Raw genomic sequence first — 15,702 nt, forward strand, 5'->3', positions numbered from 1 at the left:
ATGGACTCATTTATAGAAATAATCAAAAATTCTTTTACAAGAACCGCACATACAATTAAATATTTTCCGTTGATTTTTGCATCAATGATTGTAATGAAATTATCGTTAAATATGTCTAATAATATTTTGTTTAGATTATCTGTATCTAAAGAAATATCTAACGTTATAATAGCGGTTTTGGTTACATTTCTGTTGAGTATCCTTTTAAATATGCTTAGTATTTCGGTTCATACAAGAGATAACTATCAAATAGAACCGATTACTATTCCCAAATTAATGTTAAAGGTCGCTTTTAATGGAGGAATTTTATTATTGTTGTATTTTTTCTTAAAAAAATACGAAGGAGCAGTAATTGTTCATTTATTAATATTTAATCCGTTAGTGGAGACACTTTACATGATTGACGAAGAATTTTATAAATCGATTTGCACATCATTAAAATTTAATTTTAAAAATTTTTTAACATGGAATATACCTAATGTTGCGATTTTTGCAATTTTGTATAATTTGATTATGAAGAATTACACATTTGAAGACTTTATAATGTCAAATGAAGTTGTGTCGATTTTGAAATTTGGATTACTTTTGATGTTCATTTCGTTGTTCATGTTGTATAGGGCTAATTTGTACAGGATTTTAGAAACGGGGGAGAAATAAATGATTAATAAGATTGACGAATATTTCAGTAAATTTATGAATCAATTGGTTTATGTGAATTTATTAGAATCAAATGATTACATTGATAAAGATATTCCACTACCTGTTTTAGAAAAAGATTTGTTAGATGGAGTCAGGAACAATGATTTCGTCAAAAATTTTGATTTGGAATTAATAATTAAAGGAATGATTTATAACATAGCTTACGATAGAACATTCAAATACTGTGTAAACTACACAGATATTATGTACAATATTTTCCCTGATATTGAAAAATCAATAATATCTATGGGAGTTGAAAAAATTTCAGATCCAAAAGAAGCAGTTATTTATTTTAGAACAAATGATATATTAAAATCGGACATTGCGGATAATGCTTATTACTATGCGTATTGTTTGAGATTAATGGCGCTTGAAGATGAGTTTAATTCTAGTATTTTTATTGAAGAAGCTTTCAGAGTTTTAAATGAAAATGTTGCAAATTTTCCTGATTTCTTCTTAAGTTATGTAGAACTTGCAAATTTAGAATTACTAAATCATAATTATATAAAAGCTTATGATTACTTAAAAAATACACACAAGATGGCAACTTCTCCTAACGATTACGATGAAAAAAGAGTATTAATTGTGATAAATGAAGTTGAACGTTTAATGGAAGATATAAAGCCTCTCAGAGATTTGGATTTTGCGACTACTTTAATCAATTCAAAACCACAAAAGGCACTTGAAATTTTCAGAGAACTTGAAAAAACTTCCAGAATTGTTTATTTAATGGGTAAATGTTACTTGAATTTGAATGATTTGGATAAAGCTATAGAATATTTTGAAAAAGCTGAAAGTATGGGATTTGATCACGTTGATTTGTATAATGATATGTCTGTGGCTTATTTCAACGATTATGATTTTGAAAAATCAATTCAGGTTTTAAATCGTGGGCTTAAAATTCATAAAGACAACGAGATTTTATTGTACAATAAAGGCGTTATTGAACTAAACTCAAATAGAGTTGCAAAAGCAAAAGACACATTGTCAACTTTGGTTTCTTATGATGATGTACACGAAGATATTTTTAATATGGCAATGCAATTATTGCAAAAAATAGAAGAAGACAATTAAATGTCTTCTTCTGTTATTTTAAGCGTATTGTCCAATCGGTCGATGATTTCTAAAGCACTTATTATGTTTTTTCTTGCTTTGTAACAATCCAAATTAATATCTACCAATTCATTAATTTTGTTTATTCTATAAACGATTGAGTTTCTGTGAACATTCAGTCTTTGAGATGCTTTGATTAATGAGCGTTCTTCTACAAGGTAAAAGTATAATGTTCTGAGAAGGTCTGTGCCATTATTTATATCGTCATATTTTAATTTATAGATGAATTCTGGAACTAATATTTCTATTTCAGAATCCAAGCATACCAAATCATAGATGATTTTACAGCAATTATCGTTTATGTTTTCAGTTAATTCTATATTGTTTTCTAAAATTCTTCTAGATAAATCATAAGCTTTTTTCAAATTGAACAGGTTGTTTTTTAGTGATAATTTAATGCTTTTTAAGTCGTATTTTTCAGTAAAGAAGTTTAAATTTGTCTTTACTGATGAAACATCTTTAATTTTATTATTAGTTAATAACACAAGGTATCCTTCTTGCAATACAGAATACATATACATCGGATAATCCAAAACAAATCTGTTACCATGTGAAAACATGTCTTGGTATTTGAATAAACCACCTTCGATTTTAATTACATTAATATCGTAATTGTCATCTGTTTTCCAACCTATATTTGCGATATTTTCTTCGTCTTTTTCTGTAATATTTCCAGAAATCAAATTCTTAATGGTGCTGTATATGTCTTCTTTCGAATTTATCAGCCCGTTTACATTGTTATAAATATATGTTGAAATTATTTTGGAAATTTTTCTGAATTCAAATTCATATTCATCTTCAATAGTTTCAAAAGCGAGATATCCGTACAATTTGCTCAAGCTTTTCTTTTTTATTTCCAACGGATAAATCTTTTTTATAGTTGAAAAATCAAATGTATTTAGCAACAACTTTTTGTTTGAGTTCAACAGGCATACATTTACATCAAAATAATCTTTTATGATTAAAAGCAAATTATTAACGGCCTCACGGTTTGAAATTGTATTGTAAATTCTATTATAGAACTCGGAATGCTCTCGCAAAAATCCATTCACAATTTCGTAAACTTTGAAAATATCATCTTCTTTTGAATAAATAATATTTGCATTTTCGTTTTCTATGATTTCATCTTCTGCTTTAAAAAAAAGAATATTAGAATTTTTAGGACAAATAATATTTTTGTCATATTCCATTATGGATAGTGTGTTTTTCTGATCGGAAATACAATTTAACGATATATTGTCGATATCGTTTATTATTTTTATGTCCGAAGAGTCAACCAACTCATCCATTTTTTTTACCAATAACTTTATATTCATCTTATCACCTTTAATTATCGTTAGACCTGTGTTATTATCTATAGTATAAATAATATCACAACCAACAAATTTTTTAAATATAAACAGGAGATACTTATGAAAAAGACTGCCATTATACTGATGATAATTACACTACTATCAAAAGTCTTAGGATTAGTAAGAGAAACTACACTGGCATATTTTTTTCCTACAAATGGGCCGGTTGCCAACGCATTTTTGGTTTCACAAATACTGCCGATTACAATAGTAAGCTTGTTTTCAGCAGGAATTTCAACTTCTTTTATTCCTATATACAATAAAATAGTACACGAAAAGGGAAAGGAAGAAGGCGATATTTTTACATCAAATATCAACAATATAGTTGTTATTATAATATTAGCATTAATAGTAATACTGGAGATTTTTACACCATCTGTAATTAAAATTTTTGCTCCAGGATTTACTGGATATACAAAAGAATTAACTATAAAATTCATGCGATTGACTTTATTGTCAATGATACCGTCCATAATGTCATGTGTATTCAAGGGATATTTGAATGCGAATAATCATTTTGTAGTTCAAAATTTACAAGGTTTTATAATGAATTTCTTCATTATACTTGCTCTTGTCATTTCCAATAAATACGATAATAATATGATAGTTGGAATTGGTTTGCTATTGGGAAATGCACTCCAATATTTGCCTTACATATTTATAACGAAAAGAAAGAATTTTAAATATCATAAGATTTTAGATTTTTCAGATAAAAATGTAAAAATGATTGTATTACTATCAATTCCGATAATTTTAGGAGTATCGGTAAATCAAATCAATGTTATGGTAGATAAGTCGATAGCATCTACAGTTTCAGCTAATGGTATTCCAATTCTAAATTATGCATCAAGGCTTATTGAATTTGTAACTGGTATTGTTATAGCAAATATTTCTGTAATTGTGTATCCTGAATTGTCTAGAAATTTTATCGCTAATGATTTGAATAAAATGAAAGATAGCATAATGAAATCAATGTCTATGATTTGTATTTTAGTAATCCCAGCGACAATAGGACTTTTGGTATTATCTTATCCTATTACTAAGATGCTATTCTTTAGGGGAGCTTTCACAATGAATGATGTTGATATGACATCAGTTTGTATGTTCTTCTACGCTTTGGGAATCATAGGAACTGCTATCAGAGATATTTTGTCGAAATCATTTTATGCCATGAATGATACAAAAACTCCTACGATTAATTCTGTTATTATGGTTGCTATAAATATAATAGGAAATATTATTTTATCAAGAATTTTTGGCTTAGTAGGATTAGCAGTAGCGACAAGTTTTGCAAATCTAATTGGAGCAATAATGATAATAATGAGATTACACAAAAAAATTGGAGATTTTAGCTCTACAAAATCATCATTTGTAAATATTTTTAAGATGTTGATTTCATCGTTGATAATGGGAGCTTTAGCTTATATTACATTTAAAACGACAAATATTAGATTTTCAAATACATTATCATTAATGATGTCTATAATTGTTGCAGGAATTAGTTATTTGAGTTGTATTTTAATTTTTAAGGTCGATGAACTAAACGAAATTATCGCTTTTTATAAAAACAGAAGAAAAAAATAGCTGGTTTGACAATTGAAAGTTTTTTGAATATAATTTTGTTATAAAGACAAAGATAAAAAGAGCGCATTATGATTGATTTTCAGAGAGATAAGGGTTGGTGTGACTTATTATTCATAGTAATTGCAGACATTTTTGAGTCGAATTTTCCGCTTAATAGCGTTATAAATTAAAGTGAGGTTTACCTAATTAGGGTGGTACCGCGATTTAACTCGTCCCTTATCATAAGGACGGGTTTTTTATATTTTAGGAGGTTTTTTATGAATAGTATGGGAAATCTTAGACGTACTCACATGTGTGGGGAGTTGAGATTAAGTGATGTAAACAAAGAAGTCATTCTTATGGGATGGGTTCAAAAAGAAAGAAATTTAGGATCTCTTATCTTTATAGATTTGAGAGATAACACAGGAATAACTCAAATAGCTATAAAGGATGATAACAAAGAGATTTTCGATAAAGCAAAAGATGTTAAAAGCGAATATGTTTTATGTGTAAAAGGTGATGTTAGAGAAAGAGAATCAAAAAACAACAACATTCCTACTGGAGAAATTGAAGTTATAGCTAACGAACTAATTGTTTTGGATACAGCGAATGTTCCACCAATTTACATTAAAGATGATGATAATGCTCAAGAAGCTGTTAGGTTAAAGTACAGATATTTGGATTTAAGAAAACCTAAATTACAAAATAATTTAAAATTAAGAGCCAAAACTAATAAATTAATTCGTGATTATTTAGATGAAAATGGATTTTATGAAATTGAAACTCCATTTTTAGGAAAGCCAACTCCAGAAGGAGCTAGAGATTATTTGGTTGCAAGTAGAGTAAATGAACACAGTTTCTACGCACTACCACAATCACCACAGTTAATGAAGCAACTTCTTATGATTAGTGGAATGGACAGATACTACCAAATCGTTAAATGTTTCAGAGATGAAGATTTAAGAGCAAATAGACAACCGGAATTCACTCAAGTGGATATGGAAATGAGTTTTGTTGATCAAGAAGATGTAATGACATTGAATGAAGGCTTGATTAAAAAACTTTTCAAAGAAATTAGAGGAATTGATATTCCAACTCCTATTAAGAGAATGACTTACGCAGAAGCTATGGAAAGATATGGATGCGATAAGCCAGATTTGAGATTTGGATTTGAATTGAAAAATATCACTGAATTAGTAAAAGATTCAGAATTCAAAGTATTCTCAAGTTGTAATGATAAAAACAAAAGCGTTAGATGTATCAATATTGGTAATTATGAAAGTGAATACTCACGTAAAAAAATTGACAAATTAGAAAAATTTGTAAAAGAATACGGTGCTAAAGGTTTAAGTTGGATAAGAGTTCACGATGGAGAAATTCAATCTTCAATTAAAAAATTCTTATCTGATGAAGAAATGAATTCGATAATTGAATCTACAAAAGAAGACGAAAATGCATTAATATTTATACTAGCAGACAAAAATGATGTTGTATTTAATGGATTAAGTGCATTAAGAAACAAAATTACAAGAGATATGAATTTGGTTGACAATGATACATTCGAATTTGTTTGGATAGTTGATTTCCCATTATTTGAATTCGACGAAGAAGAAAACAGATTTGTAGCAATGCATCACCCATTTACAATGCCAAAAGAAGAAGACATTCAATATTTGTTAACTGACAAGGAAAAAGTAAGAGCTAAAGCTTACGATATTGTATGTAATGGAGACGAAATCGGTGGAGGTTCTATAAGAATTAACAATTCTGATTTACAAAAGAAAATGTTCGAAGCATTAGAATTAACTGAAGAAATGATTGAAAACAAATTTGGTTTCTTTGTAGAAGCTTTTAACTATGGAACACCTCCACATGGTGGATTAGCGTATGGTATGGATAGACTTATGATGTTATTAGTTGGAACTGATAATATCAAAGATGTTATAGCATTCCCTAAAACACAATCTGCTACAGATTTATTAACTGGTGCTCCATCAAATGTTGACGAGAAACAACTTAAAGAAATTCACATCAAATTAGATTAGTATGGATAAAAGATTTGAAAGAACAAAACTTCTAATAGGTGAAAATGACCTAGAAAATATCATCAACTCCAAAGTAGCTGTTATTGGCTGCGGTGGAGTTGGAGGTTTTGCAATAGAAGCTTTGGCTAGATGTGGAGTAGGAACATTAGCAATAGTAGATTATGATACTATCGATATAACAAACATCAATCGCCAAATTATAGCTTTGGAAGATACTGTTGGAAATTATAAGGTAGATGAATTTGAAAAAAGAATTCACAGAATTAATCCGAATTGCAAAGTTATTAAATTTAGGGAAAAGTTTGATAATTCTACTGTTGATTTATTTAATCTTAAAGATTATAATTATGTTATAGACGCTATCGATTTAATATCAGCGAAGCTAGATTTGGCTGAGTATTGCTATAAAAACGATATTAAGTTGATAAGTTCTATGGGTGCGGGATCGAAACTAAATCCTTTTCTTTTTAGAATTACGGATATTAAAAAGACCCACACTTGTCCAATGGCTAAAGTAATGAGAAAAGAGCTAAAAAGAAGAAACGTTGACAAACTTACATGCATTTGGTCTGATGAACAAAGGTCAGGAGAAGTTCTATCTTCAAATGGAAGAAATGCTCCGGCAAGTATAAGCTTTGTACCTTCATGTGTCGGACTTATGATTGCATCGTATGTTATTAAAGAATTGAGGTAATTTTTTGGCAAAAGAAGGAATGGTTATAAAAACTGAATCCACAAAAGCATCTGTTCTAATTACTAGAAAAGGAGCTTGTGGTGGTGAAGGTTGTAGCAAATGTTCAGGTTGTGAACATCAAACGCAAGTTATAGAATGTGCAAACTATATAAGTGCAAAAGTAGGAGATAGAGTCCAAATTTCAGGTGACGATTCTTCAATGCTTAAATATACAGCATTGTTGTATTTAATGCCTTTAACATTTTTCCTAATTGCTCTTATATCATCATATTCTATTTTGGAAAATAAAATAGGAAATTTTGAATTAGCATCTTTTGGTATAGGACTTGTAGGATTATTAGTTGGCTATATAATTGTAAAATTTATAGATAAAAAATTTGTTGATAAGGACCTAGTTCATATCACGAAAATAATTGGAGGTTTGTATGAATAATTGTAGACAAAATTTAGAAAATTTTGACCCAGAGGTATTTGGACATCTAAATGATGAAATCAAAAGACAAGAAGAACATATCGAGTTGATAGCTTCAGAAAACTTTGTTTCAAAAGCAGTACTTGAAACTATGGGTACTGAGTTAACTAACAAGTATGCTGAAGGATATCCTGGAAAAAGATATTACGGCGGTTGTGAACATGTTGATAAAATAGAACAATTAGCTATAGATAGATTAAAAGAATTATTTAATGCAGATCATGCTAACGTTCAACCTCACTGTGGAGCAAATGCTAATATTGCTGTATATGTTGCAGTTTTAAAACCTGGAGATACAGTATTAGGTATGAGATTAACAGAAGGTGGACACTTAACTCATGGATCACCAGTAAATATGTCTGGTAAATTCTATAATTTCGTAGATTACGGTGTAGATCCTGAAACTGAAACTATCGATTATGAAAACGTTCGTGAATTAGCTTTAAAACACAAACCTAAATTAATCGTAGCTGGTGCTTCTGCATATCCAAGAGTTATAGATTTCAAAAAATTCAGAGAAATTGCAGATGAAGTTGGAGCATATTTAATGGTAGATATGGCTCACATTGCTGGATTAGTAGCTACTGGAGATCATCCAAGTCCAGTTCCTTATGCAGATTTTGTAACTACAACTACACATAAAACATTAAGAGGACCAAGAGGTGGAGCTATACTTTGTAAGGAAGAACACAAAAAATTATTAGACAAATCAGTATTCCCAGGATTCCAAGGTGGCCCATTAGAACACATTATTGCAGCAAAAGCAGTGTGCTTCAAAGAAGATTTGCAACCAGAATTTAAAGAATACACTCATCAAATTTTGAAGAATGCAAAAGCCATGGAAAAAGTATTCTTAGATAATGATGTAAGATTAGTTTCAGGTGGTACAGATAACCACTTACTATTAATCGATTGCAGAAGCTTTGATATGACTGGTAAAGAAGCAGAAGCGTTATTAAGTGAAGTTAATATTACAACTAACAAGAACACTATTCCTAACGATCCAGAAACACCATTTGTAACTAGTGGTATTAGAATTGGTACACCAGCTATTACAACTAGAGGATTAAAAGAAGTAGAAGCCGCAAAAGTAGCGGAATTTATGTTAGACGCATTAAAGAAACGTAGACCTGCTGAAGAAATCAAAAAAGACGTTGTAGAATTGATGAAACAATTCCCAATCAATAGATAAATTTTAAGCTAATACTAGACAAAAGTTTAGTATTAGCTTTATTTTTTTGATGAAATATTGTATATTTGACACATTTTATGGTATCATTTATAGAGAAATGAGGTGATAACATGGCAAAACCAGTTGTTGCTATTGTAGGAAGAGCTAATGTAGGAAAATCTACATTATTCAATAAATTAATAAAGAAAAGAATCGCCATCACTCAAGATGATCCAGGTGTTACAAGAGATAGATTGTATATGGAAGCTGAGTGGCAAAATAAATATTTTACAGTTGTAGATACAGGTGGTTTGGAACCAAAAAGTAATGAAATCATTACTAAAAATATTAAAAAACAAACAGAACTTGCTATTGAAACTGCAGATGTTATTTTGTTTATGGTTGACGGTAAACAAGGTATCACTCCAATTGATATGGAAGTTGCCGATATGCTTAGAAGAACGAAAAAAAGCGTAATTTTAGTTGTAAATAAAATTGATCACATCAAACAACAGGACAATGTATATGATTTTTATAATCTAGGATTTTATGAAATATTTCCAATAAGTGCTTCAAATTCTATGGGGCTTGGAGATTTACTAGAAGCTGTTGTTTCAAAATTTGATGATAATTCAAATACAGAATCTGATGAGGATATTACAAAAGTTTGCCTGATTGGAAAACCAAATGTTGGTAAAAGTTCTTTGATTAATAACTTATTAAACGAAGAAAGAATGATAGTTACTGATATTGCAGGAACGACGAGAGATGCCATAGATTCCAAGATTAATTACAAGGGAAATGAGTATATATTTATAGATACAGCAGGACTTAGAAAAAGAAAAAAGATTGACACAGAAGTTGAGAGATATTCTGTTGTAAGGACTTTGTCAGCGATTGATAGGTCTGATATTTGTGTTTTAATGATAGATGCCACTGAAGGTGTTAGCGAACAAGATACTAAAATCTTGGGTTATGCTCATGATCAGGGTAAAGCTATGATTATTCTTGTGAATAAATGGGATCTTGTTGAAAAACAAACTAACACTATGAATGATTTCAAAAAAGATATCAGAACTAAATTGGGATTTGTAATGTATGTTCCTATAGTGTTCATTAGTGTAAAAGAAAACAAAAGAATCGATACTTTGTTTACTGAAATCGAAAAAGTAGATAATAATTATTCTATGAGAATTAGCACAGGTGTTTTAAATGATTTAATATCAAAAGCTGTTTTATTAAATCCACCACCATCAGATAAAGGTGTTCGTTTGAAAATCTTTTATATCACTCAGATAGAAGCCAGACCACCAAAATTTTTGGTTTTCATAAATAGAAATGATTTGATGCATTTTTCATACCAAAGATATATTGAAAATCAGCTAAGGGAAAACTTTAGCTTTGAAGGTGTTCCTTTGCAATTTGAATTTAAGACAAGGGGAAAATAGTGAATTATTTATATTTTATTGTCCTTGGAATAATATGTTATTTCATAGGTAATATAAGTGGTTCTATTGTGCTTTCTAAGTTGATTTATAAACAGGATATAAGAAATTATGGAAGCAAAAATGCAGGTGCAACGAATGCTTTAAGAGTTTATGGAGTGAAGTTTGGTTTGGCAACTTTTTTGATTGATTTCTTAAAAGGATTATTGTCTGCATATTTGGGCTTTAAATTTTTCGGCAGTTTAGGTATACTAGTATGTGGGCTTTTATGTGTAGTAGGACATATATTACCAGTTATTTATAATTTTAAAGGTGGAAAGGGCATTGCGACATCTTTCGGTGTTTTATTGTTTGCCCAACCTTTACAAATTTTATTTTTATTAATATTGTTTTTAATAGTTGTACTTATAACTAAATATGTTTCACTCGGAAGCATAATAGGATGTGTTTCAGCTGTTATTTATGGATTAATTTACATTAGAAAAGACTTTTACATTGGTTTAATTTATATTTTGCTAGGAATAATATCATTATTCAAGCATAGATCCAATTTAAATAGATTGATTCATGGAAAAGAAAGTAAATTAGGTAAAAATTAGGAGGAAAAAATGAAAGTATTAGTAATCAATTGTGGTAGTTCTTCATTAAAATATCAATTATTTGATATGACTGATGAAAGTGTATTATGTAAAGGATTAGTAGAAAGAATTGGAATTGAAGGTTCTAAATTAACTCATAAAGTTAATGGAGAAAAATTAGTAGTAGAAGAACCAATGAAAGATCACACTGAAGCTATTAACCATGTTTTCGATGCTTTATTAGATGAAAAATATGGTGTTATCAAGAGTTTAGACGAAGTATCTGCTATTGGTCACAGAGTACTACACGGTGGAGATAAATTAACAGAATCTTGCATTATTGACGATAAAGTAAAAGATAAGATTAGAGAATTTATCAAATTTGGTCCGCTTCACAACCCAGCTAACTTAATGGGAATTGAAGCATGTGAAAAATTAGCTCCAGGAAAGAAAAATATCGCTGTATTCGATACTGCTTTCCACCAAACAATGCCAGCTAAAACATTTATGTATGCTATTCCTTACGAATACTATGAAGATTACAGATTAAGAAAATTCGGTTTCCACGGAACAAGCCACAGATATATTACTTTAAGAACTCAACAATTATTAGATAAAGAAGACATCAATATTATTACAGTTCACTTAGGTAATGGTTCATCTATAGCAGCTGTTAAAGACGGAAAATGCTATGATACATCAATGGGACTTACACCATTGGAAGGACTTTTAATGGGAACTAGAAGTGGAGATTTGGATCCTACTGTAATGACATTCTTAATGAATGAAAAAGGATATTCAGCTGATGAAATGAACCAAATTTTGAATAAAAAATCTGGTGTATTAGGAGTTTCAGGAATTAGTTCAGACTTTAGAGATCTTGAAGAAGAAGCTGAAAAAGGAAATGATAGAGCTCAATTAGCGTTGGATATGTTTATTGAAAGAGTTAAGAGATATATCGGTGGATATATGGCTGAATTAGGTCATGTTGATGCAATTTGCTTCGCTGGTGGCATCGGAGAAAACTCTTCATCAATGAGAAAAGATATCTTAAATACATTTGAAGAATTAGGTGTTAAATTAGACCTTGAAAAGAACAACACTCGTGAAGAAGCTTTAATCTCAGCTGATGATTCAAAAGTTAAAGTTTATGTTGTTCCAACTAATGAAGAATTAATGATTGCTAGAGACACTTTAGACTTAGCAAAATAATAATATTTTTATTGACAACTTAACATTATTATATTATAATTAACTACGTTGTTTGTATAAATTTTAAGGACTAAAGTCCTTAAGGAGGTGTAGCATGGCAGTACCAAAGAGAAAAACTTCTAAAACTAGAAGAGATAAAAGAAGAGCTTCTTCGTATAAATTACCAAGAGTTACTATAACTACATGTCCTAATTGTGGATCTCCAAAATTACCTCACAGAGTATGTAAAGAATGTGGGTATTACGATGGAAAACAAGTTGTAGATAATTCAGAACAAAATTAATGAAAAAGAGAGCCGTTTAATTATTATTAAGCGGCTTTTTTATTTGTTTTATGTTATAACATACAATATTGTGATAGAATATACTAGAGGTGAAGTATGAAAATTTTATTAGATACTTTGGGTTCCGATAAAGGAGCATCAGAATTAATAGAAGGAGCTATAATGGCTCTTGAACAAAAAGATTTTAACTTGACAATAGTAGGAAATGAAGAAGAAAATAGAAGTATTGTAAATAAAAGATTTGAAGACAAAATAGATTTTGTAAATGCTACAGAAACCATTGAAAATAATGAATCACCAACGAAAGCGATAAGATCGAAAAAAGATTCCAGTATGAGAAAATGTTTTGATTTATTAAACGAGGATTACGATGGTTTCTTATCAACAGGCTCAACTGGCGCCTTATTGACAGGAGCTACACTTATAACAAAAAGGCTTGATAATGTATCTAGACCTTGTTTAATGGTTACAATACATAGCTTAAAAGGTGATGTGGTATTGTTAGATGTTGGCGCTAATGTTGATGTCACTTCTGAGTTATTAGAACAATTTGCAAAAATGGGATATGTATATTCCAAAAATATTTTAGGAAAAGAGGATTGCAAAGTAGGTCTATTAAATATTGGAGTCGAAGAACATAAGGGAGATTCATTAAGATTAGAAACATACAAGAATTTATCAAAATATCCTTATTTTAAAGGTAATGTTGAATCAAGAGATGTTTTGAAAGGTGATTTTGATGTCGTGGTAACTGATGGTTTTTCAGGAAATATTCTTCTGAAAACAATTGAAGGTTCCGTTGAGTTTATTAAAACTTTAGCTAAGTCAAAATTATCTAAGCTTGATGAAAAATCTCAACAAGCTATTATTCCTATGATTAAATCAATGAGTACAGGTATTGATTATAACAGTGTTGGATCTGCACCATTTCTAGGAACGAAGAAGCCAGTGTTTAAAGCTCATGGGTCATCTAATAGAGACGCTATTATGTCTGGAATTTTAACGCTGGTAAAATTCATTGAAGAAGATGTTACTGATAAATTAAAAAAGGAGTTAGTAAATGAATAAAGAAATTTATGAAAAAGTTGTTGAAGGCTTAAAAAATGAATTTAATAGAGACGATATAGACGAAAAAACAAGATTTGTAGAAGATCTTAAAGCAGATTCAGTACGATTATTGGAAATTGTAATGGATGTAGAAGAAGAATTTGATATAGAACTTGATGACGAAAAGCTATCAGCATTGAAAAATGTAGAAGATGTAGTTAATGAAATTGAAAGGGCACAAGGGAAATAGTTGTGGACAAAGCTAGAATTGAAAAACTACATGAACTAGAAGAAAAATTAGATTACAGGTTTACAGATATTAATCTGTTAAACCTGGCTTTTTTTCATAGCTCATACGGAAATGAAAACAAATCATATAAAGATATTTCAAACGAAAGATTGGAATTTTTAGGAGATTCAGTCTTGGATCTAATTGTTAGTGACTTCTTGTATAATAGTAAATCTTCGTTAAAAGAAGGTGCTATGACAAAGATTAGAAGTCAAATGGTATGTGAAAAATCTTTCTCAAATATGGCCAAGTATTTAGAATTAGGAAAATATTTAATGATGGGTCATGGTGAATTTATTTCAGGTGGCAGCGAAAAACCTAGTGTACTTGCTGACACTTTCGAAGCAGTTTTTGGTGCAATATATTTGGATTCTGGTTATGAATCGGCTTTTAAAATTGTAGAAAATAAGTTTAAAAGTCTATTCATAGCTGAAATAGAAACAAAGTCTAGTTTTATTGACTATAAGACTATGTTACAGGAAAATAATCAAAAAAATTCAAGAGATAAATTAAAGTACAAGATTGTTAAAGAAGAAGGTCCAGATCACGACAAGAAATTCTATGTTGATGTTTATGAAGGTAACTTGGTTATAGGATCTGGATTTGGATCTTCAAAAAAACATGCAGAACAAGATGCTGCTAGAAACGCCTTGATTAAATTAAGGGTAATAAATGAGTAAGAAAAATTACATTGTATCATTGTTCATTCCTCATTTAGGATGTCCAAATGATTGTATTTTCTGTAATCAACGCAAAATTACAAATTATATCGAAGTTGTTCAAACAGATGAAATAAGAAATGAAATAAGAAATCAACTTGCAAATTTTCCTAATAAAAGTCAAGAAGATATTCAGATAGCTTTTTATGGTGGATCTTTTACAGGAATTGAAGAAACAGCTATGATAGACTATTTAAAAATAGCAAATGAATTCATTGAAGACGGTAAAGTTCGATCAATTAGACTTTCTACAAGACCTGATTATATTGATAAACACATTTTAAATATTCTTAAGGAATTTAACGTAGAAACTATTGAGTTAGGTGTTCAATCAATGGTAGATAGTGTATTAGATTCAAATTTAAGATGTCACGATAGTCAGTGTGTTAAAACATCTTCTGAGCTGATAAAATCTATGGGATTTAGTTTAGGGCTCCAAATGATGACAGGCTTATACAAATCAACCCTAGAGATGGACTTATATACTGCAGATGAATTAATCAAGTTACAACCTGATTTTGTCAGGATATATCCAACTTTAGTTATAAAGAATACTATGCTTGAAACTTTTACCAAAATTAATAAATATAGTCCGGAAAATTTGCACGATTCGGTCGAAAATTGTACCAAAATATATTTGAAATTTATAAACGCTAGCATTCCAGTTATTAGATTAGGTCTATTAAATACAGAAAATATAAAACAAGGCGAAGATGTAGTTGCAGGGGCAATTCATCCAAATTATAGACAATTGGTAGAAGATAATTTGTATAGAAAAGTGGTAGATTATGTTTTGAAAAATGATAATCTTGAAACACTAGAAATACATGCCAAACCAAATATTTTGAATAATTTTGTCGGCTATAATGGGGAAAACAAAAAATATTTTAAAGAAAAATATGGATTAAAAACAATAAAATATTCTAATTCTAATAATAACTTCTTAGTGTTAGATCATATCAATAAAATTGATATTAATTTAGAAAATATTTTTAAAAACATTGAAAAAGAGGTGTAGCT

The 15,702-nt window shown here is 29.5% G+C and carries 16 protein-coding genes and 1 other annotated feature; of the genes, 15 read left to right on the forward strand and 1 reads right to left on the reverse strand.

The features are described from left to right. A complete protein-coding gene (locus DES33_RS02515) occupies positions 1-657 on the forward strand; it encodes a hypothetical protein (RefSeq protein ID WP_110057981.1) in 657 nt (218 codons plus the stop codon). After that, positions 658-1,773: a tetratricopeptide repeat protein gene (locus DES33_RS02520; RefSeq protein ID WP_110057982.1), complete on the forward strand. Its 1,116-nt coding sequence runs from the start codon at positions 658-660 to the stop codon at positions 1,771-1,773. On the opposite strand, the gene DES33_RS02525 is transcribed toward DES33_RS02520, so the two are convergent. Next, complete coding sequence (locus tag DES33_RS02525; RefSeq protein ID WP_110057983.1) at positions 1,770-3,128, reverse strand: helix-turn-helix domain-containing protein; 1,359 nt, start codon at positions 3,126-3,128, stop codon at positions 1,770-1,772. The two genes, DES33_RS02520 and DES33_RS02525, sit on opposite strands and share 4 nt — an antisense overlap. A 96-nt stretch (positions 3,129-3,224) precedes the next feature. Here DES33_RS02525 and murJ point away from each other — a divergent pair, with 96 nt between their 5' ends. From murJ to DES33_RS02590, 13 genes are all read left to right on the forward strand, one after another. Further along, entirely contained in the window at positions 3,225-4,748 is a 1,524-nt protein-coding gene (gene murJ, locus DES33_RS02530) for a murein biosynthesis integral membrane protein MurJ (RefSeq protein WP_110057984.1), read from the forward strand. 40 nt (positions 4,749-4,788) lie between these two features. Then, positions 4,789-4,968 (forward strand) — a binding site (T-box leader). A gap of 37 nt (positions 4,969-5,005) precedes the next feature. Next, a complete protein-coding gene (gene aspS, locus DES33_RS02535) occupies positions 5,006-6,772 on the forward strand; it encodes an aspartate--tRNA ligase (protein WP_110057985.1) in 1,767 nt (588 codons plus the stop codon). Position 6,773: 1 nt separating this feature from the next. Next, positions 6,774-7,466: a tRNA threonylcarbamoyladenosine dehydratase gene (locus tag DES33_RS02540; protein WP_110057986.1), complete on the forward strand. Its 693-nt coding sequence runs from the start codon at positions 6,774-6,776 to the stop codon at positions 7,464-7,466. A 4-nt stretch (positions 7,467-7,470) separates the two neighbouring features. Beyond that, the gene (locus DES33_RS02545; protein ID WP_094224762.1) at positions 7,471-7,899 is read left to right on the forward strand and encodes a SoxR reducing system RseC family protein; all 429 of its coding nucleotides are present in this window, start codon (positions 7,471-7,473) and stop codon (positions 7,897-7,899) included. Continuing rightward, positions 7,892-9,130, forward strand: coding sequence for a serine hydroxymethyltransferase (locus DES33_RS02550; RefSeq protein WP_094224761.1), 1,239 nt, complete (start codon positions 7,892-7,894; stop codon positions 9,128-9,130). The genes DES33_RS02545 and DES33_RS02550 overlap by 8 nt, the downstream gene beginning before the upstream one ends. A gap of 110 nt (positions 9,131-9,240) precedes the next feature. Next, positions 9,241-10,557 (forward strand): ribosome biogenesis GTPase Der, encoded by a 1,317-nt coding sequence (der, locus tag DES33_RS02555; RefSeq protein ID WP_110057987.1) that lies wholly within the window; start codon positions 9,241-9,243, stop codon positions 10,555-10,557. Then, a complete protein-coding gene (gene plsY / locus DES33_RS02560; protein ID WP_110057988.1) occupies positions 10,557-11,153 on the forward strand; it encodes a glycerol-3-phosphate 1-O-acyltransferase PlsY in 597 nt (198 codons plus the stop codon). Before der ends, plsY begins: the two co-directional genes overlap by 1 nt. 9 nt (positions 11,154-11,162) lie before the next feature. Continuing rightward, on the forward strand, positions 11,163-12,344 hold the full coding sequence (locus tag DES33_RS02565) for an acetate/propionate family kinase (RefSeq protein ID WP_094208669.1): 1,182 nt from the start codon (positions 11,163-11,165) through the stop codon (positions 12,342-12,344). 94 nt (positions 12,345-12,438) lie between these two features. Beyond that, entirely contained in the window at positions 12,439-12,627 is a 189-nt protein-coding gene (rpmF, locus tag DES33_RS02570; RefSeq protein ID WP_002836538.1) for a 50S ribosomal protein L32, read from the forward strand. Positions 12,628-12,723: 96 nt separating this feature from the next. Next, the gene (gene plsX / locus DES33_RS02575) at positions 12,724-13,695 is read left to right on the forward strand and encodes a phosphate acyltransferase PlsX (RefSeq protein ID WP_110057989.1); all 972 of its coding nucleotides are present in this window, start codon (positions 12,724-12,726) and stop codon (positions 13,693-13,695) included. Beyond that, the gene (locus DES33_RS02580; protein ID WP_094208667.1) at positions 13,688-13,924 is read left to right on the forward strand and encodes an acyl carrier protein; all 237 of its coding nucleotides are present in this window, start codon (positions 13,688-13,690) and stop codon (positions 13,922-13,924) included. Before plsX ends, DES33_RS02580 begins: the two co-directional genes overlap by 8 nt. Before the next feature lie 2 nt (positions 13,925-13,926). Continuing rightward, positions 13,927-14,643, forward strand: coding sequence for a ribonuclease III (gene rnc, locus DES33_RS02585; protein WP_002836533.1), 717 nt, complete (start codon positions 13,927-13,929; stop codon positions 14,641-14,643). Further along, positions 14,636-15,700, forward strand: a complete 1,065-nt coding sequence (locus tag DES33_RS02590) for an elongator complex protein 3 (RefSeq protein ID WP_110057990.1) — start codon at positions 14,636-14,638, stop codon at positions 15,698-15,700. The genes rnc and DES33_RS02590 overlap by 8 nt, the downstream gene beginning before the upstream one ends. The last annotated feature ends 2 nt before the right edge of the window (positions 15,701-15,702 follow it).

It is taken from the genome of Finegoldia magna, from assembly GCF_003182075.1.
Classification (GTDB): Bacteria; Bacillota; Clostridia; order Tissierellales; family Peptoniphilaceae; genus Finegoldia; species Finegoldia magna.

Bases quoted from the DNA above. Each gene is read 5' to 3' on its own strand.
- DES33_RS02515 (WP_110057981.1), top strand. From the start codon at position 1: ATGGACTCATTTATAGAAATAATCAAAAATTCTTTTACAAGAACCGCA.
- DES33_RS02520 (WP_110057982.1), top strand. From the start codon at position 658: ATGATTAATAAGATTGACGAATATTTCAGTAAATTTATGAATCAATTG.
- DES33_RS02525 (WP_110057983.1), bottom strand. From the start codon at position 3,128: ATGAATATAAAGTTATTGGTAAAAAAAATGGATGAGTTGGTTGACTCT.
- murJ (WP_110057984.1), top strand. From the start codon at position 3,225: ATGAAAAAGACTGCCATTATACTGATGATAATTACACTACTATCAAAA.
- aspS (WP_110057985.1), top strand. From the start codon at position 5,006: ATGAATAGTATGGGAAATCTTAGACGTACTCACATGTGTGGGGAGTTG.
- DES33_RS02540 (WP_110057986.1), top strand. From the start codon at position 6,774: ATGGATAAAAGATTTGAAAGAACAAAACTTCTAATAGGTGAAAATGAC.
- DES33_RS02550 (WP_094224761.1), top strand. From the start codon at position 7,892: ATGAATAATTGTAGACAAAATTTAGAAAATTTTGACCCAGAGGTATTT.
- der (WP_110057987.1), top strand. From the start codon at position 9,241: ATGGCAAAACCAGTTGTTGCTATTGTAGGAAGAGCTAATGTAGGAAAA.
- DES33_RS02565 (WP_094208669.1), top strand. From the start codon at position 11,163: ATGAAAGTATTAGTAATCAATTGTGGTAGTTCTTCATTAAAATATCAA.
- rpmF (WP_002836538.1), top strand. From the start codon at position 12,439: ATGGCAGTACCAAAGAGAAAAACTTCTAAAACTAGAAGAGATAAAAGA.
- plsX (WP_110057989.1), top strand. From the start codon at position 12,724: ATGAAAATTTTATTAGATACTTTGGGTTCCGATAAAGGAGCATCAGAA.
- DES33_RS02580 (WP_094208667.1), top strand. From the start codon at position 13,688: ATGAATAAAGAAATTTATGAAAAAGTTGTTGAAGGCTTAAAAAATGAA.
- DES33_RS02590 (WP_110057990.1), top strand. From the start codon at position 14,636: ATGAGTAAGAAAAATTACATTGTATCATTGTTCATTCCTCATTTAGGA.